The organism is Streptomyces sp. AF1A (genome assembly GCF_047340315.1).
Lineage (GTDB): Bacteria > Actinomycetota > Actinomycetes > Streptomycetales > Streptomycetaceae > Streptomyces.
Genome location: NZ_JBLEBI010000029.1, coordinates 1 through 21335, shown reverse-complemented (window position 1 = coordinate 21335; position 21335 = coordinate 1). Strand labels below are relative to the sequence as shown.

At 71.8% G+C, this 21335-nt stretch carries 19 protein-coding genes and 1 riboswitch; of the genes, 9 read left to right on the top strand and 10 right to left on the bottom strand.

Features of this window, described 5'->3' with window-relative positions:
- Positions 1-15: 15 nt before the first annotated feature.
- Together ACLU3S_RS12075 and fahA are read right to left on the bottom strand one after the other, a co-directional pair.
- Positions 16-954 (bottom strand): M56 family metallopeptidase, encoded by a 939-nt coding sequence (locus tag ACLU3S_RS12075; protein ID WP_413951782.1) that lies wholly within the window; start codon positions 952-954, stop codon positions 16-18.
- A 365-nt stretch (positions 955-1319) separates the two neighbouring features.
- The gene (gene fahA, locus ACLU3S_RS12070; RefSeq protein ID WP_413951781.1) at positions 1320-2537 is read right to left on the bottom strand and encodes a fumarylacetoacetase; all 1218 of its coding nucleotides are present in this window, start codon (positions 2535-2537) and stop codon (positions 1320-1322) included.
- 461 nt (positions 2538-2998) lie between these two features.
- Between fahA and ACLU3S_RS12065 the strand changes: the two genes are divergently transcribed.
- Positions 2999-3811 carry an HAD family hydrolase gene (locus tag ACLU3S_RS12065; protein ID WP_413951780.1) on the top strand — a complete coding sequence of 271 codons (813 nt, stop codon included), beginning with the start codon at positions 2999-3001 and terminating at the stop codon, positions 3809-3811.
- A gap of 34 nt (positions 3812-3845) precedes the next feature.
- Here the strand turns inward: ACLU3S_RS12065 and ACLU3S_RS12060 are convergent, their stop codons facing one another.
- Positions 3846-4349: a transglycosylase SLT domain-containing protein gene (locus tag ACLU3S_RS12060; RefSeq protein ID WP_413951779.1), complete on the bottom strand. Its 504-nt coding sequence runs from the start codon at positions 4347-4349 to the stop codon at positions 3846-3848.
- A gap of 5 nt (positions 4350-4354) precedes the next feature.
- Positions 4355-4533: riboswitch (cyclic di-AMP (ydaO/yuaA leader) on the bottom strand.
- Between the two features lie 635 nt (positions 4534-5168).
- Here ACLU3S_RS12060 and ACLU3S_RS12055 point away from each other — a divergent pair.
- From ACLU3S_RS12055 to ACLU3S_RS12040, 4 genes are all read left to right on the top strand, one after another.
- Positions 5169-6179 (top strand): polyprenyl synthetase family protein, encoded by a 1011-nt coding sequence (locus ACLU3S_RS12055; RefSeq protein ID WP_413951778.1) that lies wholly within the window; start codon positions 5169-5171, stop codon positions 6177-6179.
- A gap of 380 nt (positions 6180-6559) precedes the next feature.
- Positions 6560-7759: a LolA family protein gene (locus ACLU3S_RS12050; RefSeq protein WP_413951777.1), complete on the top strand. Its 1200-nt coding sequence runs from the start codon at positions 6560-6562 to the stop codon at positions 7757-7759.
- A 70-nt stretch (positions 7760-7829) separates the two neighbouring features.
- Positions 7830-8804 (top strand): ATP-binding cassette domain-containing protein, encoded by a 975-nt coding sequence (locus ACLU3S_RS12045; RefSeq protein WP_413951776.1) that lies wholly within the window; start codon positions 7830-7832, stop codon positions 8802-8804.
- Positions 8791-9684: an ABC transporter permease gene (locus ACLU3S_RS12040; RefSeq protein ID WP_413951775.1), complete on the top strand. Its 894-nt coding sequence runs from the start codon at positions 8791-8793 to the stop codon at positions 9682-9684. Before ACLU3S_RS12045 ends, ACLU3S_RS12040 begins: the two co-directional genes overlap by 14 nt.
- An 8-nt stretch (positions 9685-9692) precedes the next feature.
- On the opposite strand, the gene ACLU3S_RS12035 is transcribed toward ACLU3S_RS12040, so the two are convergent.
- Positions 9693-10289 carry a flavodoxin family protein gene (locus tag ACLU3S_RS12035; protein WP_413951774.1) on the bottom strand — a complete coding sequence of 199 codons (597 nt, stop codon included), beginning with the start codon at positions 10287-10289 and terminating at the stop codon, positions 9693-9695.
- Positions 10290-10486: 197 nt separating this feature from the next.
- Here ACLU3S_RS12035 and ACLU3S_RS12030 point away from each other — a divergent pair, with 197 nt between their 5' ends.
- A complete protein-coding gene (locus tag ACLU3S_RS12030) occupies positions 10487-11503 on the top strand; it encodes a hypothetical protein (RefSeq protein WP_413951773.1) in 1017 nt (338 codons plus the stop codon).
- 119 nt (positions 11504-11622) lie between these two features.
- Here ACLU3S_RS12030 and rarD read toward each other — a convergent pair whose 3' ends face one another.
- The 6 genes from rarD to ACLU3S_RS12000 form a co-directional block, all read right to left on the bottom strand.
- Positions 11623-12573: an EamA family transporter RarD gene (gene rarD / locus ACLU3S_RS12025; protein WP_413951772.1), complete on the bottom strand. Its 951-nt coding sequence runs from the start codon at positions 12571-12573 to the stop codon at positions 11623-11625.
- Positions 12574-12786: 213 nt separating this feature from the next.
- A complete protein-coding gene (locus ACLU3S_RS12020) occupies positions 12787-13848 on the bottom strand; it encodes a 2-oxoacid:ferredoxin oxidoreductase subunit beta (protein WP_413951771.1) in 1062 nt (353 codons plus the stop codon).
- On the bottom strand, positions 13841-15769 hold the full coding sequence (locus ACLU3S_RS12015) for a 2-oxoacid:acceptor oxidoreductase subunit alpha (protein ID WP_413951770.1): 1929 nt from the start codon (positions 15767-15769) through the stop codon (positions 13841-13843). The genes ACLU3S_RS12020 and ACLU3S_RS12015 overlap by 8 nt, the downstream gene beginning before the upstream one ends.
- Before the next feature lie 247 nt (positions 15770-16016).
- Positions 16017-16676 carry a LuxR C-terminal-related transcriptional regulator gene (locus ACLU3S_RS12010; protein ID WP_413951810.1) on the bottom strand — a complete coding sequence of 220 codons (660 nt, stop codon included), beginning with the start codon at positions 16674-16676 and terminating at the stop codon, positions 16017-16019.
- Positions 16677-16835: 159 nt separating this feature from the next.
- A complete protein-coding gene (locus ACLU3S_RS12005) occupies positions 16836-18188 on the bottom strand; it encodes a sensor histidine kinase (RefSeq protein ID WP_413951769.1) in 1353 nt (450 codons plus the stop codon).
- Between the two features lie 142 nt (positions 18189-18330).
- On the bottom strand, positions 18331-19512 hold the full coding sequence (locus ACLU3S_RS12000; RefSeq protein WP_413951768.1) for a sensor histidine kinase: 1182 nt from the start codon (positions 19510-19512) through the stop codon (positions 18331-18333).
- Between the two features lie 267 nt (positions 19513-19779).
- Here ACLU3S_RS12000 and ACLU3S_RS11995 point away from each other — a divergent pair, with 267 nt between their 5' ends.
- From ACLU3S_RS11995 to ACLU3S_RS11985, 3 genes are all read left to right on the top strand, one after another.
- Positions 19780-20154, top strand: coding sequence for an NADH-quinone oxidoreductase subunit A (locus tag ACLU3S_RS11995; RefSeq protein WP_413951809.1), 375 nt, complete (start codon positions 19780-19782; stop codon positions 20152-20154).
- Complete coding sequence (locus tag ACLU3S_RS11990) at positions 20145-20768, top strand: NADH-quinone oxidoreductase subunit B (protein WP_413951767.1); 624 nt, start codon at positions 20145-20147, stop codon at positions 20766-20768. The genes ACLU3S_RS11995 and ACLU3S_RS11990 overlap by 10 nt, the downstream gene beginning before the upstream one ends.
- Positions 20765-21335, top strand: a 571-nt coding sequence (locus ACLU3S_RS11985) for an NADH-quinone oxidoreductase subunit C (RefSeq protein ID WP_413951766.1), incomplete at its 3' end; no start/stop codon positions are given. The genes ACLU3S_RS11990 and ACLU3S_RS11985, both read left to right, overlap by 4 nt.

Below are 21335 nucleotides of genomic sequence, written 5' to 3'. Positions count from 1 at the left end.
CATGCGGCGGACCGGTCAGGACAGTGCCGTCAGCCCCGGGGCGAACGTGATCAACAGTGGGAGCAGCGGTACGAGCGCGGCCACCGCCGTCGTCAGGGCGCGGTGCCGGCGCAGCAGCCGTGGCGGCGGTGCGAGCAGGCGGTCCACGCGCTCCCCGAGGAGGCGGCGGCTGGAGGCACAGGAGAGGACACCCCGGTGCTGGTTCAGCTCGATCAGCGCAAGAGCCGTGGTGAGGTGCCCGCAGCGACGGGAGGCGGCGTCGTCGGCGGCCAGTTCCACCAGGCGGTGCGTCTGCTCGCAGAAGTGGGCGAAGAGCGGCACGCGCGGGAAACCGGTGGCGAGCGCGGTGGACAGGTGCAGCAGCCAGTCGTGGTGGGCGCGCGCGTGCCCGCGCTCGTGGGTCAGGACGGCGTCCAACTGGTGGTCGGTGAGGCGCTGCAGGGCCCCCGTGGTGACGACCAGCTGCGGCGGATGCCCCGGCATCCACCAGGCGTCCGGGTACTCGTCCTCCAGGACCAGCATCGGTCCCCGCGCCGCCGGCAGCCCCGCGGGAAGATCCGGGGCGCGCTCGCGCAGCTGGGCCCGAACCTGGCCGCGGCTGCGGCGGGCCTCGACGAGTTCGCGGCCCAGCATCGCGGTCGTCCATGCGGCACCGCACGCGAGCAGGACGGTGAGCGCGGCCGCCCACACCGGCGCGGCGGAGAGGTCGTAGGCAGCGGTGACGGCGGGCGGCGCGGGGGCGAACACGTGGTCGCGCACGGTGTGGAAGACGGCCGCCGCGCCCAGCACGAGTGCGGCGACGCAGCACAGCAGGACGGTGGCGACCAGACACTGCCACACCCACAACGCGACCACGGGTTCCCGCTCGGGCCAGTCGGCGCGGGTCAGAGCGCGCGGCGCCGGCACGGCGGCCGTCAGGGCGACGACGCTCAGCAGGAGCAGGCAGACGGTCATGCCGGGGCTCCGGTTCTGGTCGGAGAGGCGTGCGGGTGTCGGTGGTGCCACGGGAGCGGCGCGCGGGCGCGCGCCGCGTGTGGTGCGTGCCCCGTCAGTATGACGAAGACGGGCGCCCCGAGTCAGGTGCCGGAGACGAACCGGCCGAAGCCGTACCCCGCCGGGGGCCACACCCCTCGCACCGCCCGCCCGCGCCTGCTCCCGCGCCACCTGCCCGCGCCTCTCCCACCGCGCCTCGTGCGCCGGTTCGCTCTGCGCCACTCGCCCGCGCCCCTCCCACCGCGCCCCGCGCGGTGGTTCGCCCCGTGCGCGCCCGGGGTCGGCGACGGTGTCACCGCCCCCGACCCCGGGGCCCTGCCGCCGGCTCAGCCCGACACGACCCGCCCGCTCACGTCTCCCAGTCCGACGCGGGTCCCGTTCGCCCCGGGTGCCCAGGCCGACAGGGTCACCACGTCGCCGTCCTCCAGGAAGGCGCGCTTGCCGTCGGGGAGTTCGAGGGGGTCGCGGCCGTTCCAGGTCAGCTCCAGCAGGGAGCCCCGCTGGCGCTCCTCCGGTCCGCTCACCGTGCCGGAGCCGTACAGGTCGCCGGTGCGCAGACAGGCGCCGTTCACCGTCATGTGGGCGAGTTGCTGGGCGGCGGTCCAGTACATGGTGGAGAACGGCGGCTCGGAGACGACATGACCGTTGATCGCGACAGAGATCCGCAGGTCGTAACCGCCGGGCTCGACCCCCGGCGCCGAGTCGTCCAGGTACGGCAGCAGCGGGTGGGTGCGCTCCGGCGGCGCCACGCGCGCGTGCTCCAGCGCCTCCAGCGGAGTGATCCACGCCGACACCGAGGTCGCGAAGGACTTGCCGAGGAAGGGGCCGAGCGGCACGTACTCCCAGGCCTGGATGTCCCGCGCGGACCAGTCGTTGAGCAGGCACAGCCCGAAGACGTGCTCGCTGAAGTCGCCGAGGGCGACCGGCCTGCCCAGCTCGGACGGCACGCCCACGACGAAGCCGACCTCGGCCTCGATGTCCAGCCGGATCGACGGGCCGAAGACGGGCGCGAGGTCGCCGGGGCCCTTGCGCTGTCCGGACGGGCGTACGACGTCCGTGCCGGAGACGATCACCGTGCCGGAACGGCCGTGGTAACCGATCGGCAGGTGCTTCCAGTTGGGGGTGAGCGAGTCCTCGGCGTCCGGGCGGAAGATCCGGCCGACGTTGCGGGCGTGGTTCTCCGAGGCGTAGAAGTCGACGTAGTCCGCCACCTCGAAGGGCAGGTGCAGGGTCACCTCGGACAGGGGGTGGAAGAGCGGTTCGACCGCGTCGCGGTGCGTGGGGTCGGTGGCCCAGGCGGTGATGGCGCGCCGCACCTCGGACCACGCGGTGCGGCCGGCCGCCAGCAACGGGTTGAGGGTGCGGTGCGCGAGCAGCGAGTGGTACGGCGAGCCGAGCGCGGCGGCCGCCGCGCCCACGTCGAGGACGTGGTCCCCGAGCCGGACGCCGACCCTCCGCTCCGTGCTGCCGGCGGGCGAGAACACGCCATAGGGAAGGTTGTGCGGGCCGAAGGGGTCGCCCTCGGGGACGTCGAAGGGGGGCATGGGGGTGCTGCCTCACTCTCATCCGGGCCGTGCATGGCGCTGCGTTTCATGTGGTCGCGCCACACGTTACGGCTGAGATGCGTGTCTTGGGCAGTGTGCCGGGGCGCGACGTGGGACGTGCCCCGGCCAGGGCTGCGGGAGTGCGTCGAGAGCGGTGTGAAGTCGAGAGCGGTGTGAAAAGGACGCCGGGGCACCCCTCCGGGGTTGCCGAACGATGCCCCAAGAGTCCGCAATGTCCGAATGAGTCTCGCAGGAGGTGGCCCTTCCGGCTCAGCGCCCTTCGGGGACACGGGCGCCGGCACGGGGTTCGCCTCCCCGCGCCTCCTGAAGCATCCGGCCGCGGTCCACGGCTGACGTCGGTCGCCATCAGGGGCTGAAAAGACGGAACTTGGGGCCAGGGACAGACAAGTGCGGGCAGTGGGTGGTGAGTCGGTGGGGCGCGGTGTCCGTATTCTCTGATCATGGCACCCTCCCCCGCGTATGCACTGATCGCCACTGACCTGGACGGAACGCTGCTGCGCGGCGACGACACGGTCTCCGACCGGTCGCGCGCCGCGCTCGCTCGGGCGGTGCGGGCCGGTGCCCGGCATCTGGTGGTGACCGGCCGCCCGGCCCCCCGGGTGCGGCCCCTGCTGGCGGACCTCGGCTGCAGGGGGCTCGCGGTGTGCGGGCAGGGCGCACAGGTGTACGACGCGGGAGCCGATCGCCTGCTGTGGTCGGTCCGGCTGGACCGGGAACTGGCCGAGACCGCGCTCGGCAAGATCGAGGCCGAGGTGGGGCAGGTGTACGCGGCCGTCGACCAGGACGGCGTGGACGGGCTCACGCTCATCGAGCCCGGCTATCTGATGCCCCACCCGACCCTGCCCGCGGTCCGGGTGGGTCGGCGCGACGACCTGTGGTGCGCGCCCATCAGCAAGGTACTGCTGCGCCATGCCACCGTGCCGGACGACGAGTTGGCGGCCATCGCGCGGTCGGTGGTGGGTTCGCTGGCGACGGTCACCATGTCGGGTCCGGGGACCGTGGAACTCCAGCCGTGCGGGGTGACCAAGGCGACGGGACTGGCGCTGGCGGCACAGCGGCTGGGGATCGCAGCCGAACGCGCGCTGGCGTTCGGGGACATGCCCAACGACATCCCGATGTTCGACTGGGCCGGTTACGGGGTCGCCATGGCCAACGCCCATGCCGAACTCAAGGCGGTCGCGCATGAGGTCACCACGTCGAACGAGGACGACGGCGTCGCCGTCGTCCTCGAAAGACTGTTCCCGACCGACTGACCGGGATATCAGTAGCGCCTGCCGGATGCGCCGATCAGTAGGCGCCGAACACGTTGTCGATCGACCCGTAGCGGTGCGCCGCGTAGTTGCAGGCGGCCGTGATGTTCGCGACCGGGTCGTAGATGTTGTACGACGTTCCGGCCACGTGGTACGCGTTGAAGGTCGGGTCGATGACCTGGAGCAGGCCCTTGGACGGGATGCCCTTGGCCGCGTTGGAGTCCCACAGGTTGATGGCGTTCGGGTTGCCGGAGGACTCCCGCATGATGTTGCGGTAGATGCCGTTGTAGCTGCCCGGGATGCCCTTCTCGGCCATGATCGCGAGCGACTCGCGGATCCAGCCGTCGAGGTTGTTCGGGTACCCGGCGGGGGTGGTGGAGACCGTCGGGGTCGTGGCGGCGGGGGCGGTGGCCGGGGCCGCCGAGGCGGTGGTCGCTCCGATGATCGGCAGAGCGAGGACGCCGGCGCCGGCTCCGACGGCGGCGAGCGTGCGGGCGAGGCGGTTGTTGCGGGGGCGGCGGTGCTTGGCGGCAGCAGGCATGGGGGTGTTCCTCTCCGTCGCCTACGAGGTGAGCTGTCGGGTTCGGGCGGGGAGGTGCCCGGCCGTGCCCTGGAGAGGCACGGCTTCACCCCTAGCCGTTCCGGTGCGACGCGTGCCGTCCGGTCCGGCGACTTACCTGGATCCCCCGCTCCTGCCGTACGAATGAGTTCGTCGATGGGTCGTGCGGGCGGCGGCAGGATTCGGCGTTCCGCCCGACGGGTCGGGAACGTATGCGACAGCACATGTCGGGAACAAGTGCCCGCGTCACACAACGTCCTATTTGACCTTGAACGGAGTCGTATGGGGTACTTGATCCTTTGCGGTTGCCAACCTTCAACTCGCCGATGCGCAAAGGGAGAACGGGTGATCGGGCGACCGGGGGCACCGATGGGTGACGTGACCCATTTCACGGAATAGCAAATAGCATCATGTCGGACATGGGTGATTCGCGGGTGCGGCCCGGGAGGTGGAGGGGCGTGGAACCTCTGACGTCGCGCCAGTCGTTCTCGGGGCGGGGGCCGGGAGTGCGGAGGGAGGTGGAGCCACCCGGGTGCACGCCAGGGTGGGTCCGTCCTGGGTGTGGGGTCGACCCCCTCCGGCCGATTCACGGCGAAGCTCTTATGTCCCAGTAAGTCAATAAATGTCCTTTCCTATCATCTGATCAGATCCATGTCGGTCGTGCTCCGAAACCGCCCGGGCTGGACCCGTGGGCGCTATCGGTGATCGAAAGAGGACCGGATACGCTGACTTGAGTGATGGCAGCGACCTATCGACAAGCCGTGTAATCGACAGCAGACACCAGCAGACAGGAGACCCCTCGTGACCGTCGTCGGGCCGTTCGGGCTGAGCGTGCGGGACCAGGCTCTGGAAGCCGATGTCCAGGCCGGATTGGCGGCTGTCGAGGAAGGCTTGCTCGAGGCCACCAAGAGCGAGGTCCCGTTCATCACGGAGGCCGCGCAGCACCTCGTGCGGGCCGGCGGGAAGCGGTTCCGGCCGCTGCTCGTGATGCTCGCGGCGCAGTTCGGCGACCCCTACGCGCCGGGCGTGGTGCCGTCGGCCGTGGTCGTGGAGCTGACGCATCTCGCCACGCTGTACCACGACGACGTCATGGACGAGGCGGCCGTGCGGCGCGGCGTGGACAGCGCCAACACCCGCTGGGGCAACTCCGTCGCGGTCCTCACCGGCGACTTCCTCTTCGCCCGCGCCTCGCAGATCCTCGCCGACCTCGGCCCCGAGGCGGTCCGGGTGCAGGCCCTCGCCTTCGAACGGCTGGTCACCGGACAGATCCTGGAGACGGCCGGCCCCACGGACGGCCGCGACCCGGTCGAGCACTACCTGGACGTGCTGGGCGGCAAGACGGGCTCGCTGGTGGCGGTGTCCTGCCGGTTCGGCGCGATGATGTCCGGCGCCGACGAGACGGTCGTGGATGTGCTCACCCAGTACGGCGAGCGCCTCGGGGTGGCCTTCCAGCTCGCCGACGACGTCCTGGACATCGCCTCCGACTCCCACGAGTCCGGCAAGACCCCGGGCACCGACCTGCGTGAGGGCATCGCGACCCTGCCCGTGCTCCGGCTGCGCGAGCGGGCGGCCCGGATGGGGCTGTCCGAGGACATCGCCCTGTGCGAGCTGCTCGACTCCGACCTCAGCGACGACGCCCGGCACGCCGAGGCGCTGGCCGCGCTGCGCGCGCACCCCGCGCTGGAGCAGGCCCGGCGCGACACCATCCGGTACGCCGAGGAGGCGCGGTCGGCGCTGGTGCCGCTGAGGGAGTGCGACGCCAAGGCGGCGCTGATCGAGCTGTGCGACGCGGTGGTCCACCGCGCCGGCTGACCGCCGAAGCGGACGGCCCCCGAAGCGGAGGGCCTCCGGCGCGGGCGGCCGTCGAAGCGTACGGGCCGCCCGAACGCGCTCCGGGTGGCGCGCGCGTGCGCTCCGGACGGTGATCGGGTGCACTCCGGATGACGGCCGCGCGTGGCCCGTCGTACGGTCGTACGACGCGTACGACCCCTACGGGTCGGGCACGTCCCCGCCCCTACGTGTCATACCGCAGGCGTACACGGAGTTGGCTCCGAGGTCTGACGATTCCTCATGGCTGATTTGGTGAGATGGAAACCACGGAAATCACCACTCCTCACCGATTCGGGTGAGAATGGCGGCTCAGGGGGACCAGCGTGAGGACAGCCGCCGCCGACGACGGAGGTAAGGCACACATGGCACCGTACGAATCCGACGACGCAGCGGGCGCCGCGCGCGAAGAGGAGCCGCACTCCGGCCGACGCAAGGTCGCGCGGTACGCCGTCCCGGTCGCGGTGGTGGGGGTGGCGGCGGCCACGATCGGGCTCGTCCCGGCCCTCGCCGACTCCGGTGACCCCGACCTGCCCAGGATCACCGCTCAGCAGCTCATCGACAAGATCGCCAAGTCGGACGTGCAGCAGATGTCCGGCACCGTGAAGATCAGCACCGACCTCGGCCTGCCCGACCTCGGCGGCCTGGAGAGCGGCATCGCCTCGGGCGCGGCCAAGGGCTCCGGCCACGGCTCCTCGGCCGACCCGCGGGCCAAGCTCACCGAGCTGGTCTCCGGCACGCACACCCTGCGCGTCGCCGCCGACGGCCCGGACCGGCAGAAGCTGTCGCTGCTGGAGCAGGGCGCCGAGTACAGCCTCATCCACAACGGCAAGGACGTCTGGGGCTACGACAGCAAGAGCAACGAGGTCTCGCACGGCACCGCCGCCGGCTCCGGCAAGGTCCGGCGGGCCGAGCCCCCGGCCACACCGAAGGACTTCGCCGACCAGGCCCTGAAGTCGGTCGACGACACGACGTCCGTCACCGTCGACGGCACCGCGCAGGTCGCCGGGCGTGACGCCTACCGACTGCTCATCAAGCCCAGGCAGTCCGGCACCACGGTCGGCGCGATCGGCATCGCCGTCGACGCGAAGACGGGCATGCCGCTGAAGTTCACGCTGACTCCGAAGAGCGGCGGCACCGCCGTGATCGACGTGAGCTTCACCCAGGTCTCCTTCGCCAGGCCGGCCGCCTCCACCTTCGACTTCACCCCACCCAAGGGCGCGAAGGTCACCGAGGAGAAGAAGCACTCCCAGGCGCGCGAGCACGCCCCCATGCCGGGTGGGGACTTCGCCAAGGGCCTCAACGGCGCGGATGTCCTCGGCAAGGGCTGGACCTCCGTCGCCACCTTCGAGACGGGCGCCCGGGGCGGACTTCCGACCGGTGCCAAGGGCAGTGACCTTGGTGGCTTCCTCGGCTCGCTGGGCGACAAGACCTCCGGGAAGTTCGGCCGGGGCACGTTCTTCTCCACCCGCCTGGTCAACGCCCTGATCACCGACGACGGCAAGGTCTACGTCGGCGCGGTCACCAAGGACGCCCTGGTGAAGGCGGCGGACACGGGAAAGTGACCCTTCCCGGTCCTGCGGGGAAGTGACCCTTCCCGGTCCTGCCGGGGCATGACGAGACGAAGGGGAGCCGATGGACGAACCGTCCGCCACGGAGCCGGATCGGGCCGACGCGCCGGCGAGCGTCATCGCCACGCGTGGCCTCACCAAGCGCTACCGCGGCGGACAGCTCGCCGTCGACGGGCTCGACCTGACCGTCCCGGCGGGCAGCGTCTTCGGCTTCCTCGGCCCGAACGGCTCCGGCAAGACCACCACCATCCGCATGCTGATGGGCCTGATCGAACCGACCTCCGGCACGGCCCGTGTTCTGGGCCGGCCCATGCCGCGGGCGGCCCGTACGGTCCTGCCGCAGGTAGGCGCGCTCATCGAGGGCCCCGCCCTGTACGGCTTCCTCTCCGGCCGGGACAACCTGCTGCGCTACGACGCCGCCGACCCGACCGCCGACCCGCGCACCCGGCGTGCCCGGGTCGCGGCCGCGCTGGACCGGGTGGGTCTCGCCGCCGCCGCCGGCAAGAAGGCGAGGGCGTACTCGCTCGGCATGAAGCAGCGCCTGGGCCTGGCCGCCGCGCTGCTCCAGCCGCGCAGGCTGCTCGTGCTGGACGAGCCGACCAACGGCCTCGACCCGCAGGGCATGCGCGAGATCCGCACGCTGATCAGAGAGCTGGCCGCCGACGGCACGACCGTGTTCCTGTCCTCCCATCTCCTCGACGAGATCGAGCAGGTGTGCACGCACGCGGCGGTGATGGCGCAGGGCCGGCTCGTCGTGCAGGGCACGGTGGGCGAGTTGGCCGCCGGTGCGCGCGGCCGGCTGGTGGTGACCACCCCGGACCCGGCCGAGGCGGCCCGGGTACTGAAGGAGCAGGGCATCGGGGACGTCACCGCCGAGGGCGACCGGGTCACCGGCGAACCGCCCGCGCGGGACCTTGCCGAGGTGAACGCGGCCCTGGTCGCCGCCGGGGTGCGGGTGAGGGGCTTCACGGTCGAACGGGCCTCCCTGGAGGACGCGTTCGTGGCGCTGACGGGGGAGGGTTTCGATGTCGCGGGCTGAGCCACTTCCGGCATCCGCCACGCCCGGTTCCCGAAGGCCGAGCCCTCTGTGGACGTTCGGGCTGCTGCGCAGCGAACTGGCCACCACGGTCCGCCGCTGGCGCACACTCGCCCTGCTCGGCGTGCTGGCCGCGGTACCGGTGCTGGTGGGGATCGCGGTGAAGATCCAGACGCGGGGCGGCGCGGGCCAGGGCCGGGGCGGCGCGGGCGGACCGGCGTTCATCACCCAGATCACGAACAACGGCCTCTTCCTGGTGTTCACGGCGCTGGCCGCGACGCTGCCGTTCTTCCTGCCCATGGCCGTCGGAGTGGTCGCGGGTGACGCGATCGCGGGCGAGGCCGGCGCGGGCACCCTGCGCTATCTGCTGGTCGCCCCGGCAGGCCGTACCCGGCTGCTGCTGACCAAGTACGCGACCGTGATGGCCTTCTGCGTGCTGGCCACCCTGGTCGTCGCCTGTTCGGCACTGGTCGTCGGGGCGCTGCTGTTCCCGCTGGGCGACCTGATGACCATCTCCGGCACCCGCATCAGCTTCGCCGACGGGCTCGGCCGGGCCGTGCTGATCGCCCTGGTCGTCGCCGCCTCGCTGACCGGGGTGGCGGCCCTCGGGCTGTTCGTGTCGACCCTCACCGGCAGCGGCATCGCGGCGATGGCGACCACCGTGGGCCTGCTCATCACCGTCCAGATCCTCGACCAGATACCCCAGCTGCACGCGCTGCAGCCGTACTTCTTCTCGCACTACTGGCTGTCCTTCGCCGACCTGATGCGCGACCCCGTCTACTGGGACGACCTGGAGAAGAACCTCGGCCTGCAGGCCCTGTACGCGGCCGTGTTCGGCTCGGCGGCCTGGGCCAGGTTCACGACGAAGGACATCAGCGCCTGAGGGATGCCTCAGCAGGTCTCGCGCGTCTCGTACGGGAATCGGGCGAGGGGAGCGTCCCGCGCGAAGAAGGTCTTCGCGCGCGCCAGCGCCTCCGTGTCCTTCAGTACGTCACCGCGTGCGCTGCCGTTGCCGAGCAGGACGCCGCCGAAGCGCATCCCCATGTAGGCGGCCGAGTTGTTGAGCGTGCCGACGTAGGGGTCGGCGACCGACGGTTCGTCGTCCGCGAGCGCGGCGATGCCCCAGAGGGTGCGGCCGGCCAGGGTCGCCTTGAAGTCGAGGCCGGGCGTGCGCAGCCAGGCCGACCAGTGGTCCAGGTAGCGCTTGGTGAGGCTGGACACCGAGTACCAGTACAGCGGCGAGGCGATCACGATGTCCGTGGCGGCGAGCGTGGCCTCCAGGAGCAGGCCGGCGGCGGTGTCCGACGGCGGCCGCACGTGGTCGCTGTCGTGCCGCAGGTCCACGAAGTCGGGCAGCGGTAGCTCGGCGAGGCGTATCCAGCGCTGTGCGACGCCGGCGGGCAGTTGCTCGGCGGCCTGACGGGCCAGCAGTTCGGTGTTTCCCTCGGCGCGGGCGCTGCCCAGGACGAAGAGGAAGCGGCGGCTCATGGGTCCCCCAGGTGAGCAATGTCGTTCTCCGAATACGAGCGCATGCATTTTATGCGCATGCAATCAATTCCCTCCAGGGGTCTGCGGCTGGTGCGAGGCTGTGACGTCTCGGTGACGCGGAAGGCGAGCCGAGCCGACAAACTGGTTGGTACGACGCCTAGCACCGGATCGCGACGCCGGGGGAGTGAGGAAATCCGATGTCTCGACTCAGCTTCGAGAAGAAGCGGGCGCAGCAGCCCGTGGCGCACCCGGTGGTGGTGTCCGTCCGGGTGTCCGGCGCGGGCGACGCCTCGGTGGGCGGGACTCGGGTCGTGGCCGCGCCGGGCCAGGAGATCCAGCAGGCGGTCCTCAACCACCTTCAGCGCCTGGCCATCAGCGTCGGCGCCCCGATACGCGCCACGATCCAGGACGACCGCGCCGGCTGTGTCGTACCCCTGGAGGTCTCGGCGGACGGCTCCAGCCGGGTCACGGGGGACCCCGTACGGGTGATTTCGCAGCAGGGGCGCGGCACCTCCGCCGCCGCCCCGATGCAGGCGCCGGAGCCCGTGCCGTCCGGGACGGTCCGGCCGCCGACGGGGGAGTTCGGACCGGCTCCCGTCATGGACGTGCCCTCCGGCACGGCGGAGGCGACCGGGACCGTCGCCGCCGACCCCGCCCCCGCGACCACCGCCACCCCCACCCCGCCCCGCGGGTTCGACGCCGTCGCCGAGGAAGTGCTCGGGGACGGGCCGTTGACCGAGACGGCGGAGGGGGCCGAGCTGCTCGCCGGGCCGATGGCGCGGATCAACGAGGCCGTGCGGGCGGGCCGCATCGAAGCGGCGGCGGAACTCGTCGACCGCACGGCTCACGAGGCGGCCGCCGCGCTGGGCCCCCGTCACCCCGAGGTGCTGCACCTGCGCGAACTGACCGCCTACATCGCCTACTTGGCGGGCGACCCGGTTCGCGCCTTCCGGCTGTCCCTGGACCTCGCCCGGGAACGCCGCAGCGCAGGGGACACCGAGGCGGCCTACGACAACGTGCAGAGCGCGGCGACCGCGTGGCGTGCCGTGCGTGACCCGGAGGAGGGCCTGCGCCTCGGCCGCGACCTGATCGAGCTGTGGACGGCCCTCACCGCCGAACCGGGCCCCGCCGCCGACGACCTCGGCCCCCTGGAGTCCGCCCGCGCCCGCATGACCCGCCTGACCGCCCGCGCCTCGCGCGCCGCGCACTCCTGAGCCGCGGATCCGGGTGCGCCGACTCGCGCCCGCGCGTGACAGACCCCCCCGCGCCGCAGGTCAGTGCACGGCGACACCGACATCGGCCGGCGCCCAAGCGGTGGGCGGCGCGGCCCCGTTCAGGCGTCCACCGGAGCGGAGTCCGGCGTCTGCAGCCGGGGCGCCGGCAGCGGGCCCCTGGGCCTCCTCGCGGAGCGCAGCGCGTCGCCCGTCAGCAGGATCAGCGCCAGCCAGACCAGCGCGAACCCGGCCCAGCGCTCGAGCGGCATGGCCTCGTGGAAGTACAGGATGCCGAGCAGGAACTGGAAGACCGGGGCCAGGTACTGCAGCAGGCCCAGCGTGGACAGCGGGACGCGGATCGCCGCCGCACCGAAGCAGACCAGCGGCAGGGCGGTGACGAGGCCGGTGGAGGCGAGCAGGGCGGCATGGCCCGCTCCCTCGGTCGCGAAGGTGCTCTCGCCGTGCGCGGTGAGCCACAGCAGATAGCCGAGCGCGGGCACGAACTGGATCGCGGTCTCGGCGGCCAGCGACTCCACGCCGCCGAGGTCGACCTTCTTCTTCACCAGCCCGTAGGTGGCGAACGAGAAGGCGAGGCACAGCGAGATCCACGGTGGGCGGCCGTAGCCGACGGTCAGGACGACGACGGCGGCGAAGCCGGTCGCGACCGCCGCCCACTGCACGGGCCGCAGCCGCTCCTTCAGGATCAGCACGCCCATGGCGATGGTGACCAGGGGGTTGATGAAGTACCCCAGGGACGCCTCGACCACATGGCCGGAGTTCACGGCCCAGATGTACACGCCCCAGTTCACGGTGATGACGGCCGCGGCCACGGTGACGAGCGCCAGCCGACGGGGCCGGCGCACCAGTTCGCCGGCCCACGCCCAGCGCCGCACGAACAGCAGTGCCACGGCGACGAAGACCAGGGACCACACCATGCGGTTAGCGAGGATCTCGATGGCTCCGGCGGGCTTCAGCAGCGGCCAGAACAGGGGCACCAGGCCCCACATGCCGTAGGCGGCGAAGCCGTTCAGCAGGCCTGTGCGGTGCTCACCCCGGGACGTTCCGTCCACGGCCCCTCCTTCTCACCAAGCGCGCGGAATCCTCACGCGCGCGAGGAAGAAGGTAGCGCCGGGCACCCCCGCCTGTCATGTCCGTATCGGCATACGGTCATGACGGGCGGCGGACCCGTGACCGCACGGGCGAGGTGGAGACGGCCCGCCGGGCCTACGCCGAGGCCCGGGAGCAGCGCTCCCGGGCCTCGTGGCGGCGATCAGCGGCAGGCGTCAGCCGACGACCGTCCAGGTGTCCCCGCCGGCCAGCAGCGCCGCCAGGTCGCCCTTGCCGCGCTGTTCGACGGCCGCGTCGAGCTGGTCGGCCATCGCCGTGTCGTAGACCGGCCGCTCCACCGAGCGGAAGACACCGATCGGGGTGTGGTGCAGGGTGTCCGGGTCGGCCAGGCGGGACAGGGCGAAGGCCGTGGTCGGGGACGTGGCGTGCGCGTCGTGGACCAGGATGTCCGCCTCGTTCTCCGGCGTCACCGTCACGACCTCCAGGTCGCCGGTCCGCCGGTCGCGGACGACCCCGCGCGAGCCGTCGGCACCGAACCGGATCGGCTGCCCGTGCTCCAGGCGGATCAGCGCCTCCTCGGCCTGCTGCCTGTCCTTCAGGGCCTCGAACGCGCCGTCGTTGAAGATGTTGCAGTTCTGGTAGATCTCGATCAGGGCCGTGCCCGGGTGGTCGGCCGCGGCACGCAGCACCTCGGTCAGGTGCTTGCGGTCGGAGTCGATGGTGCGCGCCACGAACGACGCCTCCGCACCGATCGCCAGCGACACCGGGTTGAACGGCGCGTCCAGCGAGCCCATCGGCGTCGACTTGGTGATCTTGCCGAGCTCCGAGGTCGGGGAGTACTGACCCTTGGTCAGGCCGTAGATCCGGTTGTTGAAGAGCAGGATCTTGAGGTTGACGTTGCGCCGCAGCGCGTGGATCAGGTGGTTGCCGCCGATGGACAGCGCGTCGCCGTCGCCGGTGACGACCCACACCGACAGATCCCGCCTGCTGGTGGCCAGTCCGGTCGCGATGGCCGGGGCGCGGCCGTGGATGGAGTGCATCCCGTAGGTGTTCATGTAGTACGGGAAGCGGGAGGAGCAGCCGATGCCGGAGACGAAGACGATGTTCTCCCTGGCGAGACCCAGTTCGGGCATGAAGCCCTGCACGGCGGCGAGGATCGCGTAGTCACCGCAGCCCGGGCACCAGCGGACCTCCTGGTCCGACTTGAAGTCCTTCATCGACTGCTTGGCCTCGGCCTTGGGGACCAGCTGCAGCAGCCCGTTGCCGGTGTCAGTCATCGATGGCCTCCTTCAGCGCCGCGGCGAGCTGTTCCGCCTTGAACGGCATGCCGTTGACCTGGTTGTACGAGTGGGCGTCGACCAGGTACTTCGCCCGGATCAGGGTGGCGAGCTGCCCGAGGTTCATCTCGGGGACGACCACCTTGTCGTACTGACCCAGCACCTTGCCGAGATTGCGCGGGAAGGGGTTGATATGGCGCAGGTGGGCCTGCGCGATCGACTCGCCGGCCGCGCGCAGCCGCCGTACCGCCGCCGTGATCGGCCCGTACGTCGAGCCCCAGCCGAGCACGAGGGTCTTCGCGCCGTGCGGGTCGTCGACCTCGATGTCCGGCACCTCGATGCCGTCGATCTTGGCCTGCCGGGTGCGGACCATGAAGTCGTGGTTGGCCGGGTCGTAGGAGATGTTGCCGGTGCCGTCCTGCTTCTCGATGCCGCCGATGCGGTGCTCCAGACCCGGTGTGCCCGGGACGGCCCACGGCCGGGCCAGCGTCTTCGGGTCCCGCTTGTACGGCCAGAAGACCTCGGTGCCGTCCGCGAGGGTGTGGTTCGGCCCGGCGGCGAACTGGACTCTGAGGTCCGGCAGTTCGTCCAGGTCCGGGATCCGCCACGGCTCGGATCCGTTGGCCAGGTAGCCGTCGGAGAGCAGCACCACAGGCGTGCGGTACGCCAGCGCGATCCGGGCCCCCTCCAGCGCGGCGTCGAAGCAGTCGGCCGGGGTCCTCGGCGCGACGACCGGGACCGGCGCCTCGCCGTTGCGGCCGAACATCGCCTGCAGCAGGTCCGCCTGCTCGGTCTTGGTCGGCAGGCCGGTGGAGGGGCCGCCGCGCTGGATGTCGACGACCAGCAGCGGCAGCTCCAGCGACACGGCCAGGCCGATCGTCTCGCTCTTGAGCGCGATACCGGGACCGGACGTCGTCGTCACCGCCAGCGAGCCGCCGAACGCCGCGCCGAGCGCCGCGCCGATGCCCGCGATCTCGTCCTCCGCCTGGAAGGTCCGCACGCCGAAGTTCTTGTGCTTGCTCAGCTCGTGCAGGATGTCCGAGGCGGGCGTGATCGGGTACGAGCCCAGGAACAGCGGCAGGTCCGCCTGCTGCGAGGCGGTGATCAGGCCGTAGGCCAGGGCGAGGTTGCCGGAGATGTTGCGGTAGGTGCCGACCGGGAAGGCCTTGGCGGCCGGGGCGACCTCGTAGGAGACCGCGAAGTCCTCGGTCGTCTCGCCGAAGTTCCAGCCCGCGCGGAACGCGGCGATGTTGGCCGCGGCAATGTCCGGCTTCTTGGCGAACTTCGACTGCAGGAACTTCTCGGTGCCCTCGGTGGGCCGGTGGTACATCCAGCTCAGCAGCCCCAGCGCGAACATGTTCTTGCTGCGCTCGGCCTCCTTGCGGGAGAGGTCGAACTCCTTGAGCGCCTCCACCGTCAGGGTGGTCAGCGGCACCGGGTGAAGGCTGTACCCGTCGAGCGAGCCGTCTCCGAGCGGGTCGCTGGCGTAGCCGACCTTCTGCAGGGCGCGCTTGGTGAACTCGTCCGTGTTGACGATGATCTCGGCGCCGCGCGGCAGATCGCCGATGTTCGCCTTCAGGGCGGCGGGGTTCATCGCCACCAGCACGTTCGGCGCGTCACCCGGCGTGAGGATGTCGTGGTCGGCGAAGTGCAACTGGAACGAGGAGACGCCCGGCAGGGTGCCGGCGGGGGCGCGGATCTCGGCGGGGAAGTTCGGGAGGGTGGAGAGGTCGTTGCCGAAGGAAGCGGTCTCCGAGGTGAACCGGTCACCGGTGAGCTGCATGCCGTCACCCGAGTCCCCCGCGAACCGGATGATCACCCGGTCCAGGCGCCGCACGTCCTTCGCGCCGCCCGGTTTGCGCTGCTCTCCTACGACGGTTCCGTCGGCCTGCTCCGCTGGGCTGCTGACCTGGCTGGTCACTGAACTGGACCTCCTTCGAGGCGGCTGTCCGGGGTGTGGTCGTCCCACGGACCATCCCAGGATCAACCCTACGTCGGTTAGGGTCGCCTACCCGAAGCCATCCGCAGTTTGGACGGTGTTTCGAGTCGGCCTGTGCGCTGACGCATCAGGGCTTCCTTCCCCGGCTTCCTCCTCCGGTCTCCACCCGGGTACCCACCGTCTACGGAAGCCGGACGATCTGACGCGCCGCTGACACAGTCTCGATCGATCAGGAGTTCAAGTAGGTCAGGACGGCCAGAACACGCCGGTGGTCCCCGTCGCTCGGCGCCAGTCCGAGCTTGAGGAAGATGTTGCTGACGTGTTTCTCCACCGCGCCGTCGCTGACCACCAGCTGCCGGGCTATCGCCGAGTTGGTCCGCCCCTCCGCCATCAGCCCGAGCACCTCGCGCTCGCGCGGGGTGAGCCCCGCGAGCACGTCCTGCTTGCGGCTGCGGCCGAGCAGTTGCGCGACCACCTCCGGGTCCAGCGCCGTACCGCCCTCGGCGACCCGCACCACCGCGTCCACGAACTCGCGCACGTCGGCGACCCGGTCCTTGAGCAGATAGCCCACGCCCCGGCTGGAGCCCGCCAGCAGTTCGGTGGCGTAACGCTCCTCCACGTACTGCGACAGCACCAGCACGCCGAGCCCCGGGTGCGCCTTGCGCAGCGCCACGGCCGCCCGCACGCCCTCGTCGGTGTGCGTCGGCGGCATCCGCACGTCGGCCACCACCACGTCGGGCAGCGCGCCCTTCGTGTCGAGGTCGGCGATGGTCTTCACCAGCGCCTCCGCGTCCCCGACGCCCGCCACCACATCGTGCCCGCGGTCGGTCAGCAGCCGGGTCAGGCCCTCCCTGAGCAGCACTGAGTCCTCGGCGATGACGACCCGCACTCTGTCCTCCACGATTCCTCGGCCCCCACAGCCCGATCCGGCGACGACCGTCGGTCCGTGACGTGCGTCGCGTCGTCCCTGCGTAACGGAGGTCAAGCATTCCAGCATTCCGGCCGGGACGCCGCCGCACTCCGCAAGTCGGGGGGTGAGGGCCGGCCGTCAGCCTCGCCAGGGCAGTTCCGCGATCACCCGGGTGGGGCCGCCGGCGGGGGAGTCCACCAGGAGGACGCCGTCCACCGCGTCGAGGCGTCCGGCGAGGCCCGCGAGGCCCGAGCCGCGGGAGGCGTCCGCGCCGCCCACACCGTCGTCGACGACCTGCAGCATCAGCCGGTCCTCCGCGCGCCACACGTCGACCGAGGCGGACCGGGCCCCGCTGTGCTTGCTGACGTTCTGCAGCAGCTCGGAGACGGTGAAGTAGGCGATGCCCTCGATGGCGGGCGCGGGCCGGGCCGGCAGGTCGACCTCGACCCTGACCGGCACCGTGCAGCGGGAGGCGACCGAGGACAGCGCGGCGTCCAGGCCGCGGTCGGTCAGCACGGCGGGGTGGATGCCGCGGGCGAGGTCGCGCAGCTCCTGCAGGGCCGTCTTCACCTCGCCGTGCGCCTCCTCCACCATGCGCGCCGCCGCCTGCGGGTCCTCCCGGAGCTTCTCCTTCGCCAGACCCAGGTCCATGGCCAGGCCGACCAGCCGGGCCTGCGCCCCGTCGTGCAGGTCCCGCTCGATGCGCCGCAGGTCGGCGGCGGCCGTGTCCACCACGACGCCCCGGTCCGACTCCAGCTCCACCACCCGCGCCGACAGCAGCGACGGGCCCAGCAGGGAGCGCACGAGCAGCCCGTCCACCGTCGTCAGAGCCCGCACGAGCCACGGTGTGGCCAGCGTGATCAGCAGTCCGGCCAGCGCGGTCGCGGTGATCTCGAACGGGTTGTCGAGGTAGACGCTGTGGTGCTCGTCGCCGTACAGCTGCAGACCGCCCTGGCCGCCGTACGTCGGGAAGACCCAGAACCACAGTGGGTACGTCAGCAGGCCCCAGCCCAGCGGCCAGAAGGTCACCGCGGCCGAGAACGAGAACACCGCCCACGGGAACTGGACCATCGCGTACAGCAGCGCGCGCCAGGACGCGCCGCTCTTGAGGACCGCGCCCATCCAGGACAGCGCACCCGGCCTGGGCATCCGCAGCGGCTCCGGCTCGGCCACGTCCAGCCGCAGCAGCGCCCGCGCGCGGGCCCGCTCCAGCGCGCCGAAGCCGCGGCAGCCGGCGAGCGCGGCCGCCAGCACCGGGACGCCGAGGAAGGTCACCAGCAGGCCCGCGCCCATCGACACCATCGTCACCGTCCAGGTGAACAGCAGCACCGCGACCGGCAGACTCAGCAGCACGTAACCGAGTTCGCGCAGGGCGCGCGCCTCGAACGGGGCCCGCAGTGCGGCGGGCAGCCGGAAGCCGGTTCCGGCCGCGGGCCGCCCGGGCTCCGGCCCGTACGCCTGTCCATAGTCGTGCCCGTACTCCGTGGCCATCGAATGTCGCCCCGTTCTTCTCGTCCGAGCGGCGGTTCAGCCGTGGTTCCAGAGTCGCGCCCGGCGCTTGTGGCAACCATGGAGAGCGTCGGCGTCTTGGACCGGGGGTTTTCCCCACCCCGCCCCACGCCGCCCGGCCCGGCTACTGGGTGCGGTCCCGCCAGGGCAGTTCGGCCGTGACCACTGTCGGCCCGCCGGCCGGCGAGTCGACCACGAACAGGCCGTCCACCGCGCCCAGCCGGTCCGCGAGCCCCCGCATGCCGCTGCCGCCGTCCAGCCGGGCACCGCCCCGGCCGTCGTCCCGGACCTGGATGAGCAGCCGTTCCTCCGCGCGCCACACGTCGACGGAGGCGGACCGGGCCCCGCTGTGCTTGCTGACGTTCTGCAGCAGTTCGGAGACGGTGAAGTAGGCGATGCCCTCGATGGCCGCCGCCGGGCGGGTCGGCAGGTCCACGGTCACCTTCACCGGCACCGTGCAGCGGGAGGCCACCGAGGACAGGGCCGCGTCCAGACCGCGGTCCGTGAGCACCGCGGGATGGATGCCCCGGGCGAGGTCCCGCAGCTCCTGCAGGGCCAGCTTCACCTCGCCGTGCGCCTCCGCCACCATCGCCGCGGCGGCGTCGGGATCCTCCAGCAGCTTCTCCTTGGCCAGGCCCAGCCCCATGGCCAGGTTGACCAGCCGGGCCTGCGCCCCGTCGTGCAGGTCCCGCTCGATGCGCCGCAGGTCGGCGGCGGCGGTGTCGACCACGACGCCCCGGTCCGACTCCAGTTCGGCGATCCGGCGTTCCAGCTCGTCGGAGGGCGACAGCAGTCCGCGCACCATCATCCGGTCCACGTTCGCCAGGCCCCGGGCGAGGAACGGCAGCACTGGCCACAGCACGAACAGCGAGGTCAGCACCGTGCAGAAGGTGAGGATGCCCCAGGGCAGCCGGATCGCGTCGTACAGCAGCGTGCGCCAGCCGACCGGGTCCCTCAACGCCAGCCACAGCCGCTGCAGCAGCCCCCCGCCCCTGGCGAGCGGCAGCGGCGTCGGCTCCTCCACCCGGACGCCGAGCAGCGCGCGGGCGCGGGCCCGCTCCAGCTTCCCCAGCTGCCGGGCGCCCAGCAGGGACAGCGCCAGCAGCGGCAGACCGATCGCGGTGACGGTGAGGGCCCCGCCTGTGGACAGTACGGTGACCGCGTAGACGAACCCGAACACCGTCACAGGCAGATTCAGCAGGAGATGCGCGATCTCCTTCCAGGTATGCGCGTCGTAGGCGAACCGGGGCGGAGGCAGGCGGTCGGTGCCGTCGGCCCGGTCGGCAGCGGAGTTGGGAGCGGTCATAACGGTCAGCCTGCCGTGCTCGGCCCGCCTTGCGCCATGCGGTGCGCCGCCCTTGGCCGACGGGGGAAAACCCCACCCCCGGCCGCACGAGGCGTCTCACGGCATGACGGGCTGCTTACCACTTCTTTATCAGGGCCTAGACTCCGGTGCGTACAGATCCTCGAATCACGTTGCATCACAGGATTCACCAAGGACACGAGGTCAGGGAGCGAGGGACGCACGGTGCGGGAGACACTGGGTGACTCCACGGCCGCCACGGCGCATGTCATGGCGGCCGGCTACTTCCGGTCCTACTCGGTGGTAGGGCTGCTCGCGCTCATCGGCGTGCTCTTCGTCGCGGTCGCCTTCGGCGCCGGCCGCCTGCTGCGCCCGGTCGTGCCCACCCCCGAGAAACTCCTGACCTACGAGTGCGGCGTCGACCCCGTCGGCGAGGGCTGGGCCCACACCCAGGTCCGCTACTACGTCTACGCCTTCCTGTACGTGATCTTCGCGGTCGACTCGATCTTCCTGTTCCCCTGGGCGACGGTCTTCGCCGCCCCCGGCTACGGCGCGACCACCCTGGTGGAGATGTTCCTCTTCCTCGGCTTCCTCGCCGTGGGCCTGCTGTACGCATACAAGAAGGGCGTCCTGGCATGGACGTGACCCCGGATCCCGTCTACCTCCCGGAGCCCGGGGGTCCCCCCGTCGAAGGCGGGGGGAGGCTGGGCGCGCTGGCCCGCCTGGCCCCCGAGCCGATGAAGGTGGTCCTCAACTGGGGCCGCCGGTACTCGCTCTGGGTCTTCAACTTCGGCCTCGCCTGCTGCGCGATCGAGTTCATCGCCGCGTCGATGGCCCGCCACGACTTCATCCGGCTCGGCGTCATCCCCTTCGCACCGGGCCCCCGCCAGGCCGACCTGATGGTGGTGTCGGGCACGGTCACGGACAAGATGGCCCCGGCGGTCAAGCGCCTGTACGAGCAGATGCCCGAGCCGAAGTACGTCATCTCCTTCGGCGCCTGCTCCAACTGCGGCGGCCCGTATTGGGACTCGTACTCCGTCACCAAGGGCGTCGACCAGATCATCCCCGTGGACGTGTACGTCCCCGGCTGCCCGCCCCGCCCCGAGGCGCTGCTGCAGGGCATCCTGAAGCTCCAGGAGAAGATCGCGAACGAGTCGCTCGGCGAGCGGTACCAGGCCCACCGGCCGTCCCCGGCCGCCCTGCAGAGCGACCTGGTGAAGCCCCCGGCGCCGGCCTCCGCGGAGGGGGACGCCCGATGAGCGCGGCCGTCGGCTGGCTGCCCGCCGCCGCCGAGGACCTCTTCGGCGCGGGGGCCACGGCCGAGGAGTCGTACGAGGTCCTGACGGTGGACGTGCCGCCGTCCGCCTGGCTCACCGCCCTGGAGACGGCCCGTACGACCCTGTCCTGCACCTACTTCGACTGGCTGAGCGCGGTCGACGAGCCCGGCATGGGCTTCCGCGTCTGCGCCCACGTCGTCGCCCTGAACCCGGTGCGCCGCCTCCTGGTCCGTACGACGGTCCCGCACGAGGCGCCCGCCCTGCCGACCGCCGTCGGCGTCTACGCGGGCGCGGCCTGGCACGAGCGTGAGACCCACGAGATGTTCGGCGTGGTGTTCGAGGGTCATCCGGGCCTGGAGCACCTGCTCCTCCCGGAGAGCTTCGAGGGGCACCCGCTGCGCAAGGACTTCGTCCTCGCCGCCCGCGTCGCCAAGGCCTGGCCCGGAGCGAAGGAGCCCGGCGAGTCCGAGCACGGCGGCCCCAAGCGCCGCCAGATGCTGCCGCCGGGCGTTCCCGACCCGAACGAGTGGGGCCCGCTGAAGGGCCGGC

Excerpts from the sequence above, each read along its gene's own strand:
- fahA (WP_413951781.1), bottom strand. The coding sequence starts at position 2,537 with ATGCCCCCCTTCGACGTCCCCGAGGGCGACCCCTTCGGCCCGCACAAC.
- ACLU3S_RS12000 (WP_413951768.1), bottom strand. The coding sequence starts at position 19,512 with ATGACCGCTCCCAACTCCGCTGCCGACCGGGCCGACGGCACCGACCGC.
- ACLU3S_RS12050 (WP_413951777.1), top strand. The coding sequence starts at position 6,560 with ATGGCACCGTACGAATCCGACGACGCAGCGGGCGCCGCGCGCGAAGAG.
- ACLU3S_RS12075 (WP_413951782.1), bottom strand. The coding sequence starts at position 954 with ATGACCGTCTGCCTGCTCCTGCTGAGCGTCGTCGCCCTGACGGCCGCC.
- ACLU3S_RS12040 (WP_413951775.1), top strand. The coding sequence starts at position 8,791 with ATGTCGCGGGCTGAGCCACTTCCGGCATCCGCCACGCCCGGTTCCCGA.
- ACLU3S_RS11995 (WP_413951809.1), top strand. The coding sequence starts at position 19,780 with ATGGCGGCCGGCTACTTCCGGTCCTACTCGGTGGTAGGGCTGCTCGCG.
- ACLU3S_RS12045 (WP_413951776.1), top strand. The coding sequence starts at position 7,830 with ATGGACGAACCGTCCGCCACGGAGCCGGATCGGGCCGACGCGCCGGCG.
- ACLU3S_RS12020 (WP_413951771.1), bottom strand. The coding sequence starts at position 13,848 with ATGACTGACACCGGCAACGGGCTGCTGCAGCTGGTCCCCAAGGCCGAG.
- ACLU3S_RS12030 (WP_413951773.1), top strand. The coding sequence starts at position 10,487 with ATGTCTCGACTCAGCTTCGAGAAGAAGCGGGCGCAGCAGCCCGTGGCG.
- ACLU3S_RS12035 (WP_413951774.1), bottom strand. The coding sequence starts at position 10,289 with ATGAGCCGCCGCTTCCTCTTCGTCCTGGGCAGCGCCCGCGCCGAGGGA.
- ACLU3S_RS12065 (WP_413951780.1), top strand. The coding sequence starts at position 2,999 with ATGGCACCCTCCCCCGCGTATGCACTGATCGCCACTGACCTGGACGGA.
- ACLU3S_RS12005 (WP_413951769.1), bottom strand. The coding sequence starts at position 18,188 with ATGGCCACGGAGTACGGGCACGACTATGGACAGGCGTACGGGCCGGAG.
- ACLU3S_RS11990 (WP_413951767.1), top strand. The coding sequence starts at position 20,145 with ATGGACGTGACCCCGGATCCCGTCTACCTCCCGGAGCCCGGGGGTCCC.
- ACLU3S_RS12060 (WP_413951779.1), bottom strand. The coding sequence starts at position 4,349 with ATGCCTGCTGCCGCCAAGCACCGCCGCCCCCGCAACAACCGCCTCGCC.